The 21,279-nt window shown below is 66.4% G+C and carries 17 protein-coding genes; 13 read left to right on the top strand and 4 right to left on the bottom strand.

From position 1 onward, the window contains the following. The first annotated feature begins 152 nt into the window (after window positions 1-152). A complete protein-coding gene (locus IP86_RS25265) occupies window positions 153-1,076 on the top strand; it encodes a CHAD domain-containing protein (protein WP_245290734.1) in 924 nt (307 codons plus the stop codon). Between the two features lie 85 nt (window positions 1,077-1,161). Then, window positions 1,162-1,950: a hypothetical protein gene (locus IP86_RS25260; RefSeq protein WP_054165207.1), complete on the top strand. Its 789-nt coding sequence runs from the start codon at window positions 1,162-1,164 to the stop codon at window positions 1,948-1,950. 157 nt (window positions 1,951-2,107) lie between these two features. On the opposite strand, the gene IP86_RS25255 is transcribed toward IP86_RS25260, so the two are convergent. Together IP86_RS25255 and IP86_RS25250 are read right to left on the bottom strand one after the other, a co-directional pair. After that, window positions 2,108-3,118, bottom strand: a complete 1,011-nt coding sequence (locus IP86_RS25255) for a CBS domain-containing protein (RefSeq protein WP_054165198.1) — start codon at window positions 3,116-3,118, stop codon at window positions 2,108-2,110. A gap of 9 nt (window positions 3,119-3,127) precedes the next feature. Continuing rightward, window positions 3,128-4,255 carry a cyclic nucleotide-gated ion channel gene (locus tag IP86_RS25250; protein WP_054165197.1) on the bottom strand — a complete coding sequence of 376 codons (1,128 nt, stop codon included), beginning with the start codon at window positions 4,253-4,255 and terminating at the stop codon, window positions 3,128-3,130. A 368-nt stretch (window positions 4,256-4,623) separates the two neighbouring features. Here IP86_RS25250 and IP86_RS25245 point away from each other — a divergent pair, with 368 nt between their 5' ends. Further along, a complete protein-coding gene (locus IP86_RS25245; RefSeq protein ID WP_054165196.1) occupies window positions 4,624-5,244 on the top strand; it encodes a hypothetical protein in 621 nt (206 codons plus the stop codon). 393 nt (window positions 5,245-5,637) lie between these two features. Here the strand turns inward: IP86_RS25245 and IP86_RS25240 are convergent, their stop codons facing one another. Beyond that, window positions 5,638-7,248, bottom strand: coding sequence for an ABC transporter substrate-binding protein (locus tag IP86_RS25240; protein ID WP_054165195.1), 1,611 nt, complete (start codon window positions 7,246-7,248; stop codon window positions 5,638-5,640). Between the two features lie 265 nt (window positions 7,249-7,513). On the opposite strand from IP86_RS25240, the gene IP86_RS25235 reads away from it, so the two are divergent. From IP86_RS25235 to IP86_RS25190, 10 genes are all read left to right on the top strand, one after another. Next, the gene (locus tag IP86_RS25235; protein ID WP_054165194.1) at window positions 7,514-8,644 is read left to right on the top strand and encodes a M20/M25/M40 family metallo-hydrolase; all 1,131 of its coding nucleotides are present in this window, start codon (window positions 7,514-7,516) and stop codon (window positions 8,642-8,644) included. Between the two features lie 170 nt (window positions 8,645-8,814). Further along, entirely contained in the window at window positions 8,815-9,756 is a 942-nt protein-coding gene (locus IP86_RS25230; protein ID WP_054165206.1) for an ABC transporter permease, read from the top strand. A 10-nt stretch (window positions 9,757-9,766) separates the two neighbouring features. Then, entirely contained in the window at window positions 9,767-10,657 is an 891-nt protein-coding gene (locus IP86_RS25225; RefSeq protein WP_054165193.1) for an ABC transporter permease, read from the top strand. A gap of 181 nt (window positions 10,658-10,838) precedes the next feature. Then, a complete protein-coding gene (locus IP86_RS25220) occupies window positions 10,839-12,491 on the top strand; it encodes an ABC transporter ATP-binding protein (protein WP_054165192.1) in 1,653 nt (550 codons plus the stop codon). 147 nt (window positions 12,492-12,638) lie between these two features. Further along, a complete protein-coding gene (locus tag IP86_RS25215) occupies window positions 12,639-14,138 on the top strand; it encodes a M81 family metallopeptidase (protein ID WP_054165191.1) in 1,500 nt (499 codons plus the stop codon). Window positions 14,139-14,397: 259 nt separating this feature from the next. Beyond that, window positions 14,398-15,381 (top strand): alpha/beta fold hydrolase, encoded by a 984-nt coding sequence (locus IP86_RS25210; RefSeq protein ID WP_054165190.1) that lies wholly within the window; start codon window positions 14,398-14,400, stop codon window positions 15,379-15,381. A 154-nt stretch (window positions 15,382-15,535) separates the two neighbouring features. Beyond that, window positions 15,536-16,588 (top strand): hypothetical protein, encoded by a 1,053-nt coding sequence (locus IP86_RS25205; RefSeq protein ID WP_054165189.1) that lies wholly within the window; start codon window positions 15,536-15,538, stop codon window positions 16,586-16,588. A gap of 15 nt (window positions 16,589-16,603) precedes the next feature. Then, complete coding sequence (locus IP86_RS25200; RefSeq protein ID WP_054165188.1) at window positions 16,604-17,710, top strand: AAA family ATPase; 1,107 nt, start codon at window positions 16,604-16,606, stop codon at window positions 17,708-17,710. After that, window positions 17,703-19,082, top strand: coding sequence for a vWA domain-containing protein (locus IP86_RS25195; protein WP_054165187.1), 1,380 nt, complete (start codon window positions 17,703-17,705; stop codon window positions 19,080-19,082). Before IP86_RS25200 ends, IP86_RS25195 begins: the two co-directional genes overlap by 8 nt. Window positions 19,083-19,160: 78 nt before the next feature. Next, complete coding sequence (locus IP86_RS25190; protein ID WP_054165186.1) at window positions 19,161-20,561, top strand: carotenoid oxygenase family protein; 1,401 nt, start codon at window positions 19,161-19,163, stop codon at window positions 20,559-20,561. 23 nt (window positions 20,562-20,584) lie between these two features. Here IP86_RS25190 and rsmD read toward each other — a convergent pair whose 3' ends face one another. Beyond that, window positions 20,585-21,151: a 16S rRNA (guanine(966)-N(2))-methyltransferase RsmD gene (gene rsmD / locus IP86_RS25185; RefSeq protein ID WP_054165185.1), complete on the bottom strand. Its 567-nt coding sequence runs from the start codon at window positions 21,149-21,151 to the stop codon at window positions 20,585-20,587. Window positions 21,152-21,279 lie beyond the last annotated feature (128 nt).

Below are 21,279 nucleotides of genomic sequence, written 5' to 3'. Positions count from 1 at the left end.
GACATTTTTCCACGGCGCGGCATCGCCGCGGGCTCATTTTGGCCGGAAAGCTGCTACATTGCGGCGGCGGATGGGTGCCGCTGCGGGTTAATATGCGTCGAGTTGTCAAGAAAGCTGTGTCCGCTCCACGTGTTGCGGGGCGCAAGACGGCTGTGAAACGTGCTGTGCCGGCGCTGCGCAAGCCGGTCGCCGAGTCGATCGTTCTGAAATCGGACATCACGACAACCGACGCGTTCAAGTCGATCACGACCGTGCTGATCGGGCGCATCGCGGCGCAGCGGGCGGCGGTGCAACAGGGCGATCCGGTCGGCGTGCACCAGATGCGGATCGCGCTGCGGCGAACGCGGGTCGCCATCACCATCTTCATTGCGCTGGTGCACGGCCCCGAGACCGAGCGGCTGAAGCGCGAATTGAAATGGCTGACCGGCCGGCTTGGACCGGCACGCGACCTGCACCTGATGGATCTGAAGCTGCAGGAGGCAGGCAGCGTCGGCTCGACCGCCTTCCGCAAACGTGTCGCCGCTGACCGCGCCAGCGCCTTTACCAATGCGAGGCGCGCCGTCACCGAAAAGCGCTTCGACAAGCTGCTGGCCGATCTGCAGCGCTGGGTCGACGTCACCGACCACGCACAGACGGCGCAGGATGTGCCGGAGAAAGCCAGGACTTTCGCCAAGCGCACCTTGAAACGCCGCGCCAAGCACCTGATCGGCAAGCTCGACCGTCTCGAGGACCTGGACGACGAGCAGCGCCATCGGGTGCGGATCGCCGCCAAGAAGCTGTACTATGCGTCCGGCTTCTTCGACAGCCTGTTCGCCGGCCGCAAGAGCGGCAAGCGCTTGGCAAGGTTCAGTAAACGCCTGAAGAAGCTGCTTGATGCGCTCGGCATTCTGAACGATGCGGCGGTGCAGCGCCAGTTGGCGACGAGTGTTGCAAACCAGTCGCAGCCGACGACGCCGGAAGCAGCAAAGGCGGACGACGATGTCACCGCTGCCGGCGACGCGGCCCGGGACAACCAGATAGAGGCGGCGCTGAAGGCTGCGCGCAAACTTGCAGACACGCCGCTTTTCGGCGGGTGACGGCGCGGCGCCGACGTGTTGTCATGACACGTTGCCTTGACCCGAACCGGGCTCCCGTTCGACCGACTGCGCTATAATGGATGCGATGCAGCCAGACCCGACCCCGCTCGTGGACGCCGCGACCTCCTCGCGCTTCGCCGTCACCCGGCGATGGCTGGCGCGTGTGTCCGGGTGGGCCGCCAAGGCGACGTTCCGGATCAAGCGCGGGACGCCGGAGCTGACCATCGCTGAGCTCGGTAAGAGCTGGCCGCTGACCGAAGCGCAGCGCGCCGCACTGCTGCAGCTCGGCGCCGCCAAGCCTGGCGCGGCGTTCATCGACGAGAAGGTCGGCGACATCAACCGCGCCGCCTTTCACCGTTCCGCCTTCGTGCTGAACGCCGCCACGCATCTGCTGTTCGTCGATCTCGGCGCCCAGTTGCTGCTGTCACTGTGGGAGCTGAAGGCGGCGCTGGTGGTCGGCAATCTGCTGCTGGCTCTGGTGGCGCACTGGCAGATGCGCACGCATTTCCGCGCGCTGCTGGCCGGACCGCGCGCGCTGCCGAAGAAGCGGCGGATGTGGGGCCTGTTGTCCAACCCGCGCTACAACAAGGCGGTGAAGAAGAACTCCAAGCCCTACGCGCGCAGCGCCTGGAAGGAGAAGACGCTTTACCGCACCGCGTATTTCGGCAATGCGGTGCTGATCTTCCTCGGCTCGCAATTCATCCTGCCGCCGGAGCGACTGATCTTCCCGTTCGGCTTCCTGATCGGCAAGATCACCGGCCTGATCACCACGCTGGTGGTGCTGTTCGACGGCTGGCGCGGCATCCGCGCCGGCGACGACGCCAGGGTCGCCCGTGAACGCGAAGTGTCGGTGTATCGCAATTTGAAGATCTGAGCGGCAAATTACAGCCTCCCCGTCGTTGCGAGCCAACGGGTCGGCGCGCAGCGCCGCCCGATGACAGGCTCTGCGAAGCAATCCAGCTGCAGGCACTGCGCTGGATTGTTTCGTCGCTGCGCTCCTCGCAATGACGGAGAGGCAATGCCATTGATCATCAATCTTCCTTCTTCGCCCAGTTCAGAAACAAACCGATGTCGCCGGGAATGCCGTCGGGGAAGTCGACGACGCGGGCAGTCAGCGTGAAGCCGTGGGGACGGAGTTCGGACTTCCAGCGCAGGTAGATGTCGGCCGCCATGCCGCGCAGGGTCGACGGCCACTCCGGGTCCGGCACGTTGACGGCGCGGCCGTGGTCGGTGCACAGCTCCGCCGGAAAGCGCAGCAGCAGGTAGTCCGCTTCTCCCTTCTGGGCCATGGCGCGGGCGTTGTGCATCATGTGCTCCCAGGCCTCGTCGGTCAGATGCGCCGCCAGCATCTGACTGGCCTGGCGGTGATGCTTTTCCTCGGCGATCCGCTTGGCTTCGCGCCGCTGCTCCTCTTCGTGCCGCTCGTGCTCGATGCCGAGCGCCTGAAACGCGGCCGCGGAAAATTCGTCGGTGGCGGCTTCGTGCGGAGGCGGCGGCGCGACCTGTCCGCGGTGGGACAGCGCCTCGAGCTTGTCGGACGCCACCGGCCGCAGGTGGCCGTCGTCATGCACCGGATCGCGCGAACCGGTATGGGCGGGGCCGGCCAGGGTCTTGAGCAGATCGGCGCGGCTGACGATGCCGACCACGCGTCCCGCGCGCAGCACCGGCACGCGCTTGATGTTCTTCTCGTAGAGCAGATCGGCGATCTCGGCGATCGGGAGGTCCTCGTCGACGGTCAATACCGGCGACACCATGATCTGCGCGGCGGTGCGACGATCCGATTTCAGGAATTGCAGATAGTCCGGATGCACCTCGCCGCCTTCGGACAGCATCTGCAGCCACCAGTCTTGCCGCGCTTCGCGGGCTTTCTCGTTGCGCGGCATCAGGTCGCCTTCGCTGATGATGCCGAGCGGCGCGCCGGACTCGTCGACCACCGGGACGGCGCTGATGCCGTGCGTCAGCAGCGTCTCCGCGACCGCACGCACCGACGCATCGGGCCGCACCGTCACGATCTGGGTGGTCATCACGTCTGCTGCTTTCATGCTCGCTCCTCAGTCTCGAATACCATCGTCGTCATCTGCGGTGCCGCCGTTCCGATCGCGCCGCAGTCTAGCTTCGGTTTCGATCAGATTGACGAATTCGGGCCGCCGTCCGGCAAGATCGTGCAGATCGGCGATATCCAGCACCAGCAGCACGCTCGGCTTGGTCGCCACCACCGTGGCGGTGCGTGGGCCGCCGAACAGCAGCGACATCTCGCCGAAGAAATTGCCGGGACCGAGCACGACGGGCTTGGGCGCGATGTGGACGGTCGCCTCGCCCGACACGATGAAGTACATCGTGTCGCCGGGATCGCCCTTGCGCATTACGACGGCGCCGGCCTCGACGTCGCGCGACTGCAGCAGCCGGACGATGTCGGCGACCGCTGCCGCGCCGAGGTCGCGAAACAGCGGCACGCTGACCACCAGCTCCCAGGTGCGCAGGAAGTGCCGGCGCTGCAGCTCTTCGGCGAAGGCCGTGGCGATGATGCCGGCGTGCAGCGCGAACATCACGATGCCGCCGACCATCACCCAGCCGGCCAGCAGCCGGCCCCAGATCGTGGTCGGCACGACGTCGCCATAGCCGGTGGTGGTGAGGGTCGCGATCGCCCACCACAGCGTCCGCTCGATGCTGCCGAACGCCTGCGGCTGGGCGGCGCGCTCGAACACGTGGGCCAGCGTCGCCGCCGTCAGAGTGACCACCACGAACAGCCCGGCGATGCTGAGCAGCGCGATCCGGCTGCGCACCATGACCCGCCAGAACAGCGACAGGCCGTTGGCATGGCTGATGTAGCGCAGCGTCCACACCAGCGCGAACAGCCGCGCGTCGTGCGGGTCCGGCACCAATGCCCAGCCGAGCGGCAGCGCTACCGCGCAGGCCAGATCGACCATGCCCTTGCTGGAGGCCAGATACTGATGCGGGCGGCGCCGCGCTGCGGCGCCCCACAGCCGGACGATGAAGACGGCCGCCAGCACCGCCGCCACGGCCAGGATCACATTGCCGAGAATATCGTCGAACCGGACATCGACGTCCGGCGACGTGCCCAGCACCATGGCGACGACGCCGGCGGTGGTGAGCGCGTGCGACAGCAGCCACGACAGCCGTCGCCAGCGGCGGGATGGGATCGAATCTATGCGTGTCATCGGGGCGATATCGGCCCGCCGTCGTGGCTTGTTAGAGAAAGTTAAACCGCTTCGCCGCACCCTGCCTGTTGATCTGGATCACGGCGCCGGAACTGTCCCGGAGGACGCGGATTGACGCGGTCGGGATCGTCGTATCGTGCGTCGGAGCATGAATGGCGCGGGATGGAAACCATGTCCCGAGCCTGATTGCGCTCACGATGACGCGAGCGACAGAGCTGTGCTACACGTCGCTGTCGGTCGGCGAGAGGTCTTGATTTACCTCAACCTGGCCGGGTCGGCGCGTGTTCTTTGATATTCGACAATGAAGTTTGCGGCTAGCGCCCTCTATACACGCCCGCCGCGCATGGCACGGATGGAAAGACATTGACATGGAGTATCTCTCCGCGATCGGGCCGCTTCTGATCCTCATCTTTTTCGGCGGCGGCCTCGTGATAGTGGCTTACCTCGCGTTCGACGATATGCGCACGCGCGGGCTCTCCTGGAGCGGCGGTTCATTCTCCGCCACCGTGACGTCGATGACCGAGCGGCTGAAGGGCCTGCCGGCCGGTCCGGCGATCGTCGGCGCGGCGATCGTGGTCGGCGCCCTTGTGGTTTACGTAGCGGCCGGCAGCATGGAGCGCGCCCCGGTCGCCACCGCGGCCGTGGAAGACAGCGCGCCGCCCGCCGAAGCGACACCGGCGCCTGCGGCCATCGCGGCCGCGCCCGCGGCGGAGAAGCCGGCCGTCGCTCCCGCCGCGCCGTCGCCGGCCGCCAACAATGCGATGGCCAGCATGGCGACGCCCGGCGCGGTCCGCACCGTGACGTCGTCGAGCTGCGCGTCCAACGGCTGTCCGGTGTCCTGCGGCGCCGACGAAGTCCTCGCCTCGGCCTATTGCATCAGCGGCGGCGCCGCGCGCCTGACCGATCAGCTCCAGGTCAAGGATGGCGTGGTGACGGCCCGCTGCAGCCCCGCCGCCAGCAGCATCTCGGTCGCCTGCGCGCGGAAGTAATTCATTGCCACCTCGGCGACGTGAAGCCCGGCTCACGCCGGGCTTTTTGTTTTTGAGTGGCCGCACATGCCTCGATGCTATCATCACGCTCGCCGTCGTATACCGCGATAGAACCGGGGTCCCGGATCGGCGGAGCGCCGCTGCGCGTCGCTCCTTGTCCGGGACACGCAGCGGATGTGCTGAAGTTCGAGATGCAGGCCTCGCAGCACACGTGCCCCGGACAAGGCCCCCACGCCGCCCGCGGCGTGAGGGCCGCAGATCCGGGGCCCCGGTTTAGTCGGGTGATGGAGCGGCCCTCGAAAGCACTTCGCCGTCCCGCGGAGGGCGGAACGGCGAAGCTCGAGCTGATGATGGGTCGTCGCGGCGCGCAGCGTCGGCGCGCCGCCGGCGGCGCTATTCCTTCTTGTCCATGTTCCAGAACACCGGGGTCGCCGGGCCGTCGAGCACGCCGGTGATCTCGTTACGCCACACGCTGGGCGCCTTGTACTGGCCGAGCGGGATGTACAGCACCTGGTCGTAGACTTCCTTCTGGATCTCGGCGGCGAGTTTCTTCTGCTCCTCGGGAGACGTCGAGCGAGCGAACTGATCGCGCAGCTGCTCGACCTTGGGATCGTCCGGCCAGCCGAACCAGCCGCCGTTCTTGCCCTTGCCGCCGGTCGAGACGTTGGCGACCGGATTGAGAATGTCGGGACCGGCCCAATTGGTGAAGAACATGTTCCAGCCGCCGTCCTTCGGCGGCTTCTGGCTGGCGCGGCGCGTCACCACGGTCTGCCAGTCGGTCGCCTGGAAATCGACCTTGAAGCCGGCCTCGCGTAGCAGCTGCGCCGCCACGATCGGCTGGGCCTTCAGCGCGTTGACGTCACCGGGCGCCATCAGCGCGATCGGCGTGCCGTCATAGCCGGACTCGGCGAGCAGCTTCTTGGCCTCGGCCATGCCGTTGCCCTTGACCAACGTCTCCGAGCCGACGTCGGTAGCGAGCGGCGTATCGCAGCCGAACACCGCGCCACACACTTTGTAGTACTCGGGATTGCCGACCAGCGCGTCGAGCACCGGCTTCTGACTCATCGCCAGGAATGCGGCGCGGCGAACCTTGATGTTGTCGAAGGGCGGATACAGGAAGTTCATCCGGCCGAGCGTCTGGAAGCCGAGCGGGCTCAGCGTGTGGATCGTCAGTTCCTTGTCCTGCTTCAGCACCGGCAGGATGTCGAAAGACGGCGCTTCGACGAAGTCGATATCACCGGACTGCAGCGCGTTGATCGCGGTCTGCCCGTCCGCCATCGTGATCCACTCGACGCGGTCGACCTTCACCACCTTGCCGCCGGAGGTCCAGCTCGGCGGCTCCTTGCGCGGCACGTAGTCGGTGTTCTTGACGTAAACCGCCTTGACGCCCGGCTGGAATTCGGCGGCGACGAATTTGAACGGACCGGAGCCGATCTGCTCGGGGATCGCCTTGTCGGCCGGCGTCTCGGCGATACGCTTCGGCATCATGAACGGCACCAGCGACGACGGCTTGCCGATCGATTCCAGCACCAGGCCGTAGGGCTCCTTCAGCTTCAGCGTGATGGTCTTGGCATCGGTCGCCTCGAGGCTGGCCGTGAAGTCCATCAGCTTCTGGCCCATGCCGTCCTTCTGGCCCCAGCGCTTCAGCGACGCGACACAGTCTTCCGCCGTCACCGGCGTGCCGTCGTGCCACTTCAATCCGTCGCGCAGCGTGAAGGTGTAGGTCAGCTTGTCGTCGGAGACCTTCCAGTCGGCCATCTGCGGCTGGACCTTGAAGTTCGAGTCCATCGCCAGCAGCGTATCGTAAACCATATAGCCGTGATCGCGCGTGATGTAGGCCGTGGTCAGTCCCGGATCGATCACGCGCAAATCGGAATGCATCACCGCGTGAATGGTCTTGGCATCGGCGATCGCCGGAAGCGTCAGCGACGCTGCGAGCGCGAGCGCCGGCAGCAAATTCTTGGACGCAGCTACTGAACGCAGCCAACGCGACCTATGCAACATTCGATGTTCTCCTGGCGTGAAACTGATCAACCGCAGATGATTGCTTGGGCAGGACGATAGCAAGACGACGCATCATCAGGCGCCGACACGCAGTTATTGCGCATCGCAGCACCATGACTACCAAGACTTGCACCAAGCGTGCCAAGCGTCAATCGGCTCGCCGCGGAGCTGCATGACGCTGCGATGCACAGGGATCGCGCATGTTTCACTTTACAAACGCGCCGGCAATCTTTCTCGTAGCAGCCGTCCCAACCGTGAGTACCCCATGAATCCTGCCAATTTGCCGTTTGATTCCGAAGTGATGCTGCAAGGACTGCGCGCCTGGGTTGAGTGCGAAAGTCCGACCTGGGACTCTTCCGCAGTCGAACGTATGCTCGACCTCGCTGCGCGCGAGATGGCGATCATGGGTGCGTCGATCGAACGCATCGCAGGGCGACAGGGCTTTGCGGGCTGCGTCCGCGCGCGCTTCCCGCATCCGCGCATGGGCGAACCCGGCATCCTGATCGCCGGCCATCTCGACACCGTACATCCGGTCGGCACGCTCGAGAGACTGTCGTTCCGCCGCGAGGGCAGCAAGGCCTTCGGTCCCGGCATCTTCGACATGAAGGGCGGCAACTACCTGACGCTCGAAGCGATCCGCCAGCTCGCACGCGCGTCGTTCACAACGCCGCTGCCGATCACCGTGCTGTTCACACCCGACGAAGAAGTCGGTACGCCATCGACCCGTGACATCATCGAGGCTGAAGCGGCGCGCAACAAATACGTGCTGGTGCCGGAACCGGGCCGTCCCGACAACGGCGTCGTCACCGGCCGCTACGCCATCGCGCGATTCAATCTCACCGCCACCGGCAAGCCGAGCCACGCCGGCGCTACGCTGTCGTCGGGCCGCTCGGCGATCCGCGAGATGGCGCGGCAGATCCTGGCGATCGACGCGATGACCGGCGACGACTGCACCTTCAGCGTCGGCATCGTACACGGCGGCCAATGGGTGAATTGCGTCGCCACCACCTGCACGGGCGAAGCGCTCAGCATGGCGAAGCGGCAGGCCGATCTCGATCGCGGCGTCGAACGGATGCTGGCGCTGTCGGGCACCAGCAACGACGTCACCTTCGAAGTCCGGCGCGGCGTGACGCGCCCGGTGTGGGAGCCCGATGCCGGCACGATGGCGCTGTACGAAAAGGCATCCGCCATCGCCGCACAGTTAGGCATGAGCCTGCCGCACGGAAGCGCGGGCGGCGGCTCCGACGGCAACTTCACCGGCGCGATGGGCATTCCGACGCTCGACGGGCTCGGCGTGCGCGGCGCCGATGCGCACACACTGAACGAGCACATCGAAGTCGACAGCCTCGCTGAACGCGGACGGTTGATGGCCGGACTGCTCGCGACGCTTGCATGAGGGCATGCGGCGCGGCCCACCCTCGCCGCGCCGCGTTCCATGGCATGGGAATTGCTCAATCTTAGGCAGCAGATCGCAGCGCTCTGCAGCACGGACCAAGGCGATATGACGAACAGCATCATGCGGATAAATTTTACTAATCGGCAATGTGCTTCAACGATGGAGCGTCGATGCTCGGCTATCTGATCCGCCGCATTCTCGCGGCCATCCCGGTGATGGGCGTCGTCGCGCTCGTCGTGTTCCTGCTGCTGCGGTTGACGCCCGGCGACCCCGCCGCAATCCTCGCCGGCGACAATGCCTCCCCCGAACAGCTCGCGCGCATCCGCGCCTCGCTGGGCCTCAACGAACCGCTCTACACGCAATTCTTCACCTGGATCGGCAAGCTGCTGCACGGTGATCTCGGCGTCTCGCTGATCTCTCAGGTGCCGGTGCTGCAGATGATCAGCCAGCGTATCGAGCCGACGCTGAGCGTCGCGATCTCAACGCTGCTGCTGTCGATCATCATCGCGGTGCCGCTCGGCGTCATCGCCGCCTGGAAGCACGGCACCTGGATCGACCGCTTCGTGATGGCGCTTTCGGTGATCGGCTTCTCGGTTCCGGTGTTCGTGATCGGCTACGTGCTGATCCAGATCTTCGCCATCGACCTGCGCTGGTTCCCGGTGCAGGGCTTCCGCACGATGTCGCGCGGCTTCGGCCCGTTCTTCGAACGCCTCGTGCTGCCGACGCTGACGCTGTCCTTCATCTACGTCGCGCTGATCGCGCGCATGACGCGCGCCGCGATGCTCGACGTGCTCGGCGAGGACTATGTCCGCACCGCGCGTGCCAAGGGCATCACCGAGAGCCGCGTGCTGCTCCGCCACGCGCTGCGCAACGCCGCGGTGCCGGTGATCACCGTGATCGGCACCGGCTTCGCGCTGCTGATCTCGGGCGTCGTCGTGACCGAAAGCGTGTTCAACCTGCCCGGCATCGGCCGCCTCACCGTCGACGCCGTGCTGGCGCGCGACTATCCGGTGATCCAGGGCATGATCCTGCTCACTTCCGGCATCTACGTGGCCGTCAATTTGCTGATCGACGTGGCCTACACGCTGCTCGATCCGCGCATCAGGTACTAGGGGAACAACAATGGCCATCGACAGCCTCCCCGAATCCTCGATGCCGGTCACGCGGCCATTCGGCCAGAAGTTCGGCTTCCTGTACTCCAGCCCGATCATCGCGGCGGCCTCGATCTGCCTGGCGCTGGTGGTCGCCTCGGCGATCTTCGCGCCGTGGCTGGCGCCGCACGATCCCCTGCTGTTGGCACCGGCACAGCGGCTCAAGCCGTCGAGCGCCGAGTTCCTGCTCGGCACCGATGCGTATGGCCGCGACGTACTCTCGCGGATTCTTTACGGCGGCCGCGTCTCGCTGATGATCGGGCTCGGCGCGGCCGTGGTCAGCATCGCGATCGGGCTGGTGGTGGGCCTGCTGTCGGGCTTCTTCAAATGGCTCGACGCGATCATCATGCGGTTGATGGACGGCCTGATGGCGATCCCCAGCATCCTGCTGGCGATCGCCGTGGTGTCGCTGTCGGGCGCCAGCCTCACCACCGTGCTGATTGCCATCACCATCCCGGAAATCCCGCGCGTCGCGCGGCTGGTCCGTTCGGTGGTGCTGACCGCCCGCGAGGAGCCGTATGTCGAGGCCGCGATCTCGCTTGGCTCCAGCCTGCCGAAGATCATGGCGCGGCATCTGCTGCCCAACACCGTCGCGCCGCTGATCGTACAGGGCACCTATATCGCCGCGTCGGCGATCCTCACCGAAGCGATCCTGTCGTTCCTCGGCGCCGGCATCAGCCCGGAAACCCCGACCTGGGGCAACATCATGGCCGAGGGCCGCACGCTGTTCCAGATCAAGCCGTCGCTGATCTTCTGGCCCGGCGTGCTGCTGTCGATCGCGATCCTCAGCGTCAACCTGATCGGCGACGCCGCCCGCGACGCACTCGATCCGCGGATGAAGCAGCGCGAGGGCTCGCGATGACGACCGAACTCTCCTCCCGTGTCCCGGACGCGGTGCGGCACGCAGTGCGGCTCCGCAGATTCGGGACCCCGGTTAGCCGGCCAATCCACCGGGACCCCGGATCAGCAGTGCACCACGCCGCAAGTGCGGCGCGCTGCACTGCATCCGGGGCACGAGCGCTCTCCAACCGGGCAACACTGATATGACCGACAACGTTCTCGAGATCGACAACCTGATCGTGCGGCTCGGCAAGAGCGGCGACGGCGACAAGGTGATCGACGGCATTTCGCTGAACGTTCGGCAGGGCGAGACGATGTGCTTGGTCGGCGAGAGCGGCTCCGGCAAGTCCGTGACGTCGCTCGCCACCATGGGGCTTCTGCCGAAGGGCGCACTACACGTCGCGAGCGGCCAGATCCGGCTCGCCGGCGAGAACGTCGTCGCCGCCAGCGAGCGGCGGCTGCGCCAGCTGCGCGCCAGCCAGATGGCGATGATCTTTCAGGAGCCGATGACGGCGCTCAATCCGGTGATCCCGGTCGGCCGCCAGATCGACGAGGTGCTGCGCTTCCACACCGATCTCGGTGCCCGCGAGCGTCGGAAGCGCATCCTCGCCATGATGGAGCAGGTCCGCCTGCCGGATGTCGAGCGCATCTTCGCGTCCTACCCGCATCGCCTGTCCGGCGGCCAGCGCCAGCGCATCATGATCGCGATGGCGCTGGTGCTCGAACCCAAGCTCTTGATCGCCGATGAGCCGACCACCGCGCTCGACGTCACCACCCAGAAGCAGATCCTGACGCTGATCCGCGAGCTGCAGCACGCGCACGGCACCGCGGTGCTGTTCATCACCCACGACATGGGCGTGGTCGCCGAGATCGCCGACCGCGTCGCGGTGATGCGCACCGGCCGGCTGGTCGAGACCGGCCCGCTCGACACCGTGCTGCGTCAGCCGCAGATGGATTATACCCGCAAGCTGCTGTCGGCGGTGCCGAGCCTGGTGCCGCGTGCGCCGCGCGCAACGCAGGCGCTGTCGGTGGTGCTCGAAGCCAACGAACTCGGCAAGGTGTATCAGGAGCGCTCCTTCATGGGCGGCCGCCGCGAAGTCGTGGCCGCGAAGGACGTGACCCTGACGTTGCACAAGGGCCGCACGCTCGGCATCGTCGGCGAAAGCGGCTCGGGCAAATCGACCGTCGCGCGCTGCATCGTGCGGCTGATCGATCCGACGTCGGGCGGCATCCGCCTCGCCGGCCGCGAGATCTCCGATCTGTCGCGGCGGCTGCTGCGGCCGCACCGGAAGAAGATCCAGATCATCTTCCAGGATCCGTATCGTTCGCTCAACCCGCGCGTCAGCGTCGGCGACAGCATCGCCGAAGGGCCGATCAATTACGGTATGCCGCATGCCGAGGCGATGGCCAAGGCGAGGCAGCTGCTCGAGCTGGTGCATCTGCCGGCCGACGCGATCTCGCGCTTCCCGCATCAGTTCTCCGGCGGCCAGCGCCAGCGCATCGCGATCGCCCGCGCGCTGGCACTCGATCCGGACGTGCTGGTTGCGGACGAAGCGGTCTCGGCGCTCGACGTCTCGGTGCAGGCGCAGGTGCTGGACCTGCTCGACGAGATCCAGACCCGGCTCGGCATCGCGCTATTGTTCATCACCCACGATCTGCGCGTCGCCGCGCAGATCTGCGACGACGTCGCGGTGATGCAGAAGGGCCAGGTCGTCGAGCAAGGCCCCGCCGCCGAAGTGCTCACCAATCCGAAGCAGGCCTACACCCGCCAACTGCTCGAAGCCGCCCCCGGCCGCAACTGGGATTTCGCCAACTTCCGGCCGGTGAGCGAAGCCGCACAGGCGCTGGCGAACTAACCAACAACCTCTCCCCAAGTCATTCCGGGGCGCGCTAGCGCGAGCCCGGAATCCATAACCACCGCCAGGGGATATGGATACCGGGCCTCCGCCCAAGAGGGCGCATCCCGGAATGACGAACGTCAAGTCAGCAAGAGAACAACGATCATGACCCGCATCGCCGTCGGCGGCTTTCTGCACGAGACCAACACCTTTGCGCCCACCAAGGCGACCTGGGAGGCATTCGTTCATGGCGGCGGATGGCCGGCGATGACGACGGGCGCGGACGTGCTCAAGGTGATGCGCGGCATCAATGTCGGACTCGCCGGCTTCGTCGAGGACGCCGAGGCGCGGGGCTGGGAGCTGATCCCCACCATCGCCTGCGGCGCCAGCCCATCGGCGCACGTCACCGAAGATGCCTTCGAACGCGTCGTCAAAGTGATGATCGACGGCATCAGGGCCGCCGGCCAACTCGACGCGGTGTATCTCGATCTACACGGCGCGATGGTGACCGAGCATCTCGACGACGGCGAAGGCGAGATCCTCGCCCGCGTGCGTGACGTCATCGGCCCCGGGCTGCCGCTGGTGGTCAGCCTCGACCTGCACGCCAATGTGACTCCGCAAATGGTCGAGCACGCCGACGCGCTGATCGCCTATCGCACCTATCCGCACGTCGACATGGCCGACACTGGCCGGGCATCGGCCAAGCACCTCGCGCTGCTGCTGAACAGCGGGCAGAAGCTCTCCAAGGCATTCCGGCAACTACCGTTCCTGATTCCGATCTCCTGGCAATGCACCTTCGACGAGCCGACCAAAGGGATCTACGACAAGCTCGCCGCGCTGGAGAGCGACGCCGTGCCGACGCTGTCGTTCGCGCCGGGCTTCCCGGCAGCAGATTTCCTCGACTGCGGCGCGAGCGTGTTCGCCTATGGCCGCACTCATGCGGACGCCGACGCAGCGGCCGACAAGGTGGCGGCTCTGGTGATCGGCCACGAAGACGATTTCGACGGCCCGATCTACACGCCCGACGACGGCGTCAAGCTGGCGATGCAGCTGGCGGAGGGCGCGAGCAAGCCGATCATCATTGCCGATACCCAGGACAATCCCGGGGCGGGCGGCGATTCCGACACCACAGGCATGCTGCGCGCACTGGTGCGCGCCAATGCGCAGCGCGCCGCGATCGGCGTGATCTACGACCCGGCCTCTGCCAAAGCCGCGCACGATGCCGGCCTCGGCGCCACGGTGCGGCTCGCGCTCGGCGGAAAGTCAGGCATTGCCGGCGACGCGCCGTATGAAGAGAGCTTCGTGGTCGAGCAGCTGTCGGACGGACGGTTCGTCGCACCTGGACCGTATTACGGCGGCCGCGAGATGGAGATGGGGCCGTCGGCCTGCCTGCGCATCGGCGACGTCCGCGTCGTGGTGTCGTCGCACAAGGCGCAGCTCGCCGATCAGGCGATGTATCGCTATGTCGGCATCGAGCCGACCGCGCAGGCGATCCTGGTGGTGAAGAGCTCGGTGCATTTCCGCGCCGACTTCCAGCCGATCGCCGAGAAGTTGCTGATCTGCGCAGCGCCGGGCGCGATGCCGGCCGACCCCGCATCACTGCCCTGGACGCGACTGCGCAAGGGTATTCGCATCAAGCCGAACGGATCGTCATTCGAAGGATGACGTGTGGAGGCGTGCAGCTGTCACGCCGTCATTGAGCGCTCGCGCAACGTGATGGGTTGACGTCACGTTCGCCTGACTGTTCGCGTCTCAAACAGCTCAACAGCAACTACGCATATGCCATCATGTCGCGGGCGTTCGTGTACGCGAATACCATTTTGCTAATTAGTTCCCTTCTGCGCAGACAGCATTGGAACAGATCAGGTTCCATTTCATTTGCCTTTCGTTCATGCGCGCCAAGGCGACGCAAAGGGGATTTAAAATGTCCGTCACCAACAGTGAAACACTCGATACCACCAAGGCGCGGCAGGGCCATGCCCGGTCCAGCCTCGCCAATCCGGTCGGCGGCACGCGAACGGACATTGCCACCAAAGTGGGCCGACTCGCGACCTACTCGCTGGGATTCACCGCGAGCGAAGAAACGACGCGGCCGCTGTTGCTGGTGCACAGCATCAATGCTGCCGGCTCTGCGTTCGAGATCAAGACGCTTTACGATCACTACGCCAAACACCGTCCGGTGCACGCCGTCGACCTTCCCGGCTTCGGCCAGTCCGATCGCGACGACCGCGAATACACGGCCCGGATGATGACCGACGCGGTGCATGCGGCGATCGCCCGGGTGCAGGACGTGCACGGATCGCAGCCGATCGATGTGATCGCGTTGTCGCTATCGTGTGAGTTTGCCGCGCGCGCCGCGACCGAGAAGCCGGAGAGCTTCCACACACTCGGCTTGATCAGCCCGACCGGGTTCGAAGGCAAGGCGCGTGACGAGCGCGCGCCGACCACGCGTGGCCAAAGCTGGCTGCTCGGGACCCTGCGTTTCAAGCTGTGGGACGAGGGTTTCTTCAAACTGCTGACGGCGCGACCGGTGATCCGGAAATTCCTGGAGAAAGCCTGGGGCTCGAAGCAGATCGACGAATCCATGCTGGATTATGACTACCATACTACCCATCAACCCGGCGCCCGCTATGCGCCGTACTACTTCGTTGCCGGCTTCATGTTCAGCAAGGATATCCTCAACATCTACGAATCGCTCCGGCTGCCGGTGTGGATGGCGCTCGGCACGCGCGGCGACTTTGTCGACTATCGACACAAGAGCCGGGTGGCCGGACGATCGAACTGGACCATCGTGAAGTTCGAGGCCGGAGCGCTGATGCACTTCGAGGTGCTCGACCAAGTGGTAAAGTCGTACGATCAATTTCTCGCAGTGTCAGCGCCGAACGACACACCTGTCGCGACCGCCTGACAACCGGGGGAGCGCCGCACGAGGATGTGAAGCGGCGCTCCCTGCGATCATTACATGGGTTTGGTTTTCGAGTTGCAATGAGCGGCGCGCGCGCTGTTAACTGACAATGCAAATCATGTGATCACAACTTCCAATGCGGAGGTGTTGAGCGCGAATGAACTACGCAAGGCTCCTCGCCGGCTCGCCCGGCTCCGAAACACCGCCGGCGCAACCGCTCACGCACCATGAGATCCTCACGCTCGTGCAGCCGTTCACGCGGCGCGACTTCCATATCGATCTCGGCGCCAGCGACCGCATCAATCGCCGGCTGATCTTCAAGCCGGTGATCCATGACGAAGGCGATGCTGCGGGGGTCGCTGCGCACGAGATCCTGCAGCTCGACAATCCCCGTCCCGGATTCAGCGTCGTGACACGCACGCTGACGCTCGGCTGCGGGCTCTCGGCGCTTCTGGAGACACAAGGCGAGGAGCCCGGCGCCTTGCTGGCACGGATCGAAACCGTGCGGCCACAGCAGCAGTTTCGATCGGTCGAGGGCACCACCGTGGCGCTGAGCTACCGGCTGGCGCCGCGCGCCGGCGCCGCGCCCGATGATGCTGCGGCGGTGGACCGCGAACTGCTCCGGGGCGAGGCGCGGATCGCCGGCTTCACCATCGTGCTGCGGGCGCCGCAGGTGCGCGGCTATCCGGCCGAGATCGACATCACCCCACAGGCGGCCGGCGCGAAGCTGCCGGAGGACCTGCTCGCGGTGATGGGCTGGGCATGGTCGCCGCTAAGGGTTCGCAAGACCGGATGGTGTGGCAAACTGAAGGCACGCGGCAGCGGCGCCGAACTGAGCCGCGCCATCGAGGCGCGGTTCGAACAAACCATCGGCCACCTGACTCGCACGTTGTCGCAGCCGCCGGCTGCCTATCACGATACCTTGGCGAGGGCGCGCTGGGGCGTGGCGCTGCGCCGGGCACTGCCGCTGCTGTTCTTCGCCAGCCTGATCGTCGGCGCCGCCGGGCTGACGCTGGTCGATATCCCGCAGGACTCGATCATCAACCTGTTGCTGATGGGCGCACCGCCGCTGCTGATGATCGGCGCGTTCGGGATGCGCGACATCCCGTCGATGGAAATCCCGCCGCTGCCACGCCGGATCGACCACGCCGCCTGGCATCCGCAGATGGAAGCCGCGGCGGCGCCAGCTCTCGACGCTCAGACGACCTAACCGAGGACCGGACCGATGCACGGCAACCCGATGAACATTCCCCCGGTCTCGATCGCCGCCGCCAAGGCCGCGCTGATCGAGCAGTACGGCGAGCCGACGCTACGCAAGCGCGCCTCGATGCTGTGGGGGACTCGCGGGGTCGGCAAGTCGTCGGTGGTGCGTCAGGTCGCCGAGCACTACAAGGTGCCGCTGGTCGATCTGCGGCTCACCACGATCGAGCCGGTCGATATCCGCGGCGCGATCTACGCGGACGAGACCCTCGCCAAGACGGTGTGGTTTCCGCCGGAGTTTCTGCCGTCGCCGGATCAGCCCGAGGGGCTGCTGTTTCTCGACGAACTCACCGCCGCCGATCAGCGGCTGCAGATCTCGGCCTATTCGCTGATCCTCGACCGCCGCGTCGGCAACTACCAACTGCCGGACGGCTGGCTGGTGGTCGCCGCCGGCAATGCCAGCTTCCACGGCGCGATCAGCCACGACATGGGCACGGCGCTGGCCGACCGGATGTTCCACTTCAACGTCCAGACCGCGATCGACGCCTTCCTCAGCCATGCGATGGCACGCGATTTCGCGCCGGAGGTGATGGCTTATCTCAAGGTCCGCCCCGACAAGCTCGACGACACCCAGGCGCAGCTCGCCGGCGATCATCTGATCGGCGCCAGCCCGCGCGGCTGGGAGGACATTTCCAACGTGCTGAAGTCGGGACTATCCGACTCTGCCAAGCGGCTGTTCGTGCAGGGCCGGATCGGCGCCGCCAACGCGGCGGAGTTCTTCGGCGTGCTGCGCGAGATCAAGGCCGGCACCGACGTGGTCAAGCTGCTCGCCGCGAGGCCGGGACCCGAGACCGCGGCGCTGCTGCCGAAGACGCTCGATTCCCTGTACGGCATGCTGTACGGCCTGCTCGCCGCCTGCACCGACAAGGACACTCTGGCGCGCGCGCTGGAGATCGTCGAGCAGCTTCCGGATATCCGCGGGGTGCCGCTGCCGATCCGCGAGGCGCAGACGCTGGCGATGGAGCTGTTGATGCAGCGCGGGCTGGAGAACGGACTGGAGGCGGCGATCTTCGACAGCCCGGCCTATGCGCGCTACGGCGAACGCCGGCAACTGGAATCGCAGGATGCCTGAAGCCGCGGCGCTGTTCAGCCATCGCGGGACGCGCGCGATCCAGCGCATGGTGGAGTTCGCGCCCTCGACCGGCGGTCTCGCGCTGTGGGTGCGGCATCAGGACCTGCCCGCCGACGGCAACGAGCCCGCATCGCCCGCCGTGACTGACGGCACCACCGTTTACTATAGCGCCGCCTTCGACAAGCTGCCGCTCGCCGAACAGGCCGGGCTGGTCGCCCACGAGGTGCTGCACATCGCGCTGCGCCATCCGCAGCGCTATGTCGAGCTGCAGCGCGTGATCGGCGACGTCGATCTCGAACTCTACACCATCTGCGCCGACGCCATCGTCAACTCCACGCTGGCGCATCTCACCTGGCTGAAGCTGCCAGCCAGATCGGTGATGCTCGAGCAACTCCTCGCGCAAGCGCTGAAGCGCGAGCAGCCTCCCGAAGCGGCACTGCTGGAATGGGACGTCGAGAAGCTGTACCGCGCGATCGACGATCGCCGCGAGACCAGCAACACCGGCAAGCAAAAATCCAACGATGCCTCGCGCTCCGGCTCGGACTCCGATGAGGCCGGCAGCGGCGGCCGCAATCAGTCACAGTCCCAGTCGGAGTCGGCCAAAGAGAGCGCCGAACAGCGCGCCGACGGCGCGCGCTCGGCCAAGGTGCGTGAACTCGGTGCCGGCGGCGCACGCGACCTGATCCCCAATGCGGAGTCGCAATCCGCGCCGGAGGCGGAGGCCGAACACGCCCGCGACTGGAGCGAACGCATCCTGCGCGGCCATGCCGGCGACGGCGCGTTCTCGATGCTGCGCACCCTGATCGCCGACCTGCCGCGCACCCGCACGCCATGGGCGCAGGTGCTGCGCGTGCAGCTCGCGCGCGGCCTGGCACGCAAGCCGGCACTGACCTGGTCGCGGCCGGCGCGCTCCTACATCGCCAATCAGGGCCGCGCCGGCAAGCATCGCATGCCGTTCGAGCCGGGCTTCCAGGCCACCAAGAACGAGCCGCGGCTGGCGCTGATCATCGACGTCTCCGGCTCGATCGACGACCGGCTGATCGAACGGTTCGCCAACGAGATCGAGACCATTCTGCGGCGGCAGGAAGCCGGGCTGGTGCTGATCATCGGCGACGAGCGCGTCCGCCAGGTCGAGTGGTTCGAGCCCGGCCGGCGTTTCGTACTTGGCGAAATCTCGTTTGCCGGCGGCGGCGGCACCGATTTCACACCGCTGCTCGCCGAAGCCGACCGGCACAAACCCGACATCGCGGTGGTCTTGACCGATCTCGAAGGCCCGGCGGATTTCAAGCCGCGCTGGCCGGTGATCTGGGCAGTGCCCGAGGCGAATGCGCAGACCACGCAGCCTTTCGGACGGCTGCTGACATTGAATTGAGCAAATTGAACTAAGCAAGTTGAACTCGGCAAATTGAATTCAGCAAATTGCGACGACGAGGATCGTCAGGAGCTGGCCATGCTACAGGTGATCGGAATTCCGGACGCGTGCGACAACCTCGCGCCCATCCCGATGGAGTGCGACGCGGCGTTTCTGCCGATCAAGGGCGAGCTGCCGCGCGAGCTGAACGGCACGCTGTATCGCAACGGCGCCAACCCGCAATTCGCCTCACCGAACGCACACTGGTTCTTCGGCGACGGCATGCTGCACGCGTTCAAACTCGACAACGGCCGCGCCAGCTATCGCAACCGCTGGGTCCGTACGCCGAAATGGCTGGCCGAGCACGAGGCCGGCCGGCCGCTCTACGGCGAGTTCAACCTCAAGCTGCCCGACGCGCCGCGCGCCGCGCCCGAGGACGGCAACGTCGCCAACACCAACATCGTGTACCACGCCGGCAGATTGCTGGCGCTGGAAGAGGCGCATCTGCCGATGGAGATCGAACCCGGCACGCTGGCGACGCGCGGCTATCACGACTATGGCGGCGCGCTGAAGGGGCCGTTCACGGCGCATCCGAAGATCGATCCGGTGACCGGCGAGATGCTGTTCTTCGGCTACAACGCGGCAGGCCCTCTGAAGCGGACGATGTCGTTCGGCGCCATCGACGCCTCGGGGCACGTCACGCGGCTCGAATATTTCAAAGCTCCTTACGCCGCGATGGTGCACGATTTCATCGTCACCGAGAACTACGTGCTGTTTCCGATCCTGCCGCTGACCGGCAGCATGTGGCGGGCGATGCGCCGCAAGCCGCCTTATGCGTGGGACCCGGACAAGGGATCTTATATCGGCGTGATGAAGCGCAGCGGCACGACGCGCGATATCCGCTGGTTTCGCGGCGACGCCTGCTTCGTGTTCCACGTCATGAACGCGTGGGAGGACGGCACCCGGATCGTCGCCGACGTGATGCAGTCGGAGGTCGCGCCGCTGTTTCCGCATCCGGACGGCCGCCCTACTGAGTCCGACAAGGGCCGCGCCCGGCTGTGCCGCTGGAGCTTTGATCTTGCCAGCAACACCAACGGCTTTTCGCGCCGCTATCTCGACGACATCAGCGGCGAGTTTCCGCGGATCGACGAACGCCGCGCCGGCCTGCCCAACAGTCACGGCTGGTACGCCTGCGCCAGCCCGGAAACGCCGATGCTGGGCATGCTGACCGGACTGGTGCATGTCGACGGCGACGGCAGCCGCCGCGCGCGCTATCTGCTGCCGGCCGGCGATACGATCGGCGAGCCGGTGTTCGTGCCGCGCACGCCCGATGCCGCCGAAGCCGATGGCTGGCTGCTCACGGTGATCTGGCGCGGCTGCGAGAACCGCAGTGATCTCGCGGTGTTCAACGCCGCCGACATCACGGCGGGCCCGATCGCGCTGGTGCAACTCGGCCACCGCGTGCCGGACGGCTTTCACGGCAACTGGGTGGCGGGCTGATCGTCGCAGCGACGATCAAGCGATCAGCTACGCGCCGGTCCGAACCGCAGGATGGTGAATTCGGTGTCGTCGTACGCGCGGCGCTCCAGTTCGGCGAAGCCGTCCGGCGCCACGAAGCCGGCGTCCTTGGCCTCCTCGACGATCACCAGCGCGTCCGGCAGCAGCCAGCCGCCGTCGCGCAGCGACGCGAGCGCCTTCTCGGCGAGTTGCTTCCGATAGGGCGGATCGAGAAACACCACGCCGAACGGCTCGACCGGATGCGCCGGGCCGAGATTGGTGGCGTCGCGGCGATACACCTTGCTGACGCCGCCGAGCCCGAGCGCCTCGACATTGGCGCGCAGCAGCGCCCGCGCTTCGGCGCCGTTGTCGACGAACAGCACGAACTTTGCGCCGCGCGACGACGCCTCGATACCGAGCGCGCCGGTGCCGGCGAACAGATCGAGCACCCGCGCGTCGCTGATCGGATTCTCGTAAGTGTGCATCAGGATGTTGAACAACGACTCGCGCAGCCGATCCGCCGTCGGCCGGATCTCCCGCGACGACGGCGCCACCAAATTGCGCCCGCGCAGCCGCCCCCCGATCACGCGCATGGGGCAACGCTCCAGTCGGCTCGATTCGGAACGAAGACTTGGTGATGGCGATGGCGCGCTCCCTCTCCCCGCTTGCGGGGAGAGGGTTGGGGTGAGGGGGCGTCTCCGCAAGTCAGAGCGGCTCCGCC

Source organism: Rhodopseudomonas sp. AAP120 (genome assembly GCF_001295845.1).
In the GTDB taxonomy this organism is placed as follows: Bacteria; Pseudomonadota; Alphaproteobacteria; order Rhizobiales; family Xanthobacteraceae; genus Rhodopseudomonas.
Note: the sequence above shows the minus strand (reverse complement) of the source record. Positions and strands in the feature narration are given on the sequence as shown.

Excerpts from the sequence above, each read along its gene's own strand:
- IP86_RS25260 (WP_054165207.1), top strand. The coding sequence starts at position 1,162 with ATGCAGCCAGACCCGACCCCGCTCGTGGACGCCGCGACCTCCTCGCGC.
- IP86_RS25255 (WP_054165198.1), bottom strand. The coding sequence starts at position 3,118 with ATGAAAGCAGCAGACGTGATGACCACCCAGATCGTGACGGTGCGGCCC.
- IP86_RS25250 (WP_054165197.1), bottom strand. The coding sequence starts at position 4,255 with ATGACACGCATAGATTCGATCCCATCCCGCCGCTGGCGACGGCTGTCG.
- IP86_RS25245 (WP_054165196.1), top strand. The coding sequence starts at position 4,624 with ATGGAGTATCTCTCCGCGATCGGGCCGCTTCTGATCCTCATCTTTTTC.
- IP86_RS25240 (WP_054165195.1), bottom strand. The coding sequence starts at position 7,248 with ATGTTGCATAGGTCGCGTTGGCTGCGTTCAGTAGCTGCGTCCAAGAAT.
- IP86_RS25235 (WP_054165194.1), top strand. The coding sequence starts at position 7,514 with ATGAATCCTGCCAATTTGCCGTTTGATTCCGAAGTGATGCTGCAAGGA.
- IP86_RS25230 (WP_054165206.1), top strand. The coding sequence starts at position 8,815 with ATGCTCGGCTATCTGATCCGCCGCATTCTCGCGGCCATCCCGGTGATG.
- IP86_RS25225 (WP_054165193.1), top strand. The coding sequence starts at position 9,767 with ATGGCCATCGACAGCCTCCCCGAATCCTCGATGCCGGTCACGCGGCCA.
- IP86_RS25220 (WP_054165192.1), top strand. The coding sequence starts at position 10,839 with ATGACCGACAACGTTCTCGAGATCGACAACCTGATCGTGCGGCTCGGC.
- IP86_RS25215 (WP_054165191.1), top strand. The coding sequence starts at position 12,639 with ATGACCCGCATCGCCGTCGGCGGCTTTCTGCACGAGACCAACACCTTT.
- IP86_RS25210 (WP_054165190.1), top strand. The coding sequence starts at position 14,398 with ATGTCCGTCACCAACAGTGAAACACTCGATACCACCAAGGCGCGGCAG.
- IP86_RS25205 (WP_054165189.1), top strand. The coding sequence starts at position 15,536 with ATGAACTACGCAAGGCTCCTCGCCGGCTCGCCCGGCTCCGAAACACCG.
- IP86_RS25200 (WP_054165188.1), top strand. The coding sequence starts at position 16,604 with ATGCACGGCAACCCGATGAACATTCCCCCGGTCTCGATCGCCGCCGCC.
- IP86_RS25195 (WP_054165187.1), top strand. The coding sequence starts at position 17,703 with ATGCCTGAAGCCGCGGCGCTGTTCAGCCATCGCGGGACGCGCGCGATC.
- IP86_RS25190 (WP_054165186.1), top strand. The coding sequence starts at position 19,161 with ATGCTACAGGTGATCGGAATTCCGGACGCGTGCGACAACCTCGCGCCC.
- rsmD (WP_054165185.1), bottom strand. The coding sequence starts at position 21,151 with ATGCGCGTGATCGGGGGGCGGCTGCGCGGGCGCAATTTGGTGGCGCCG.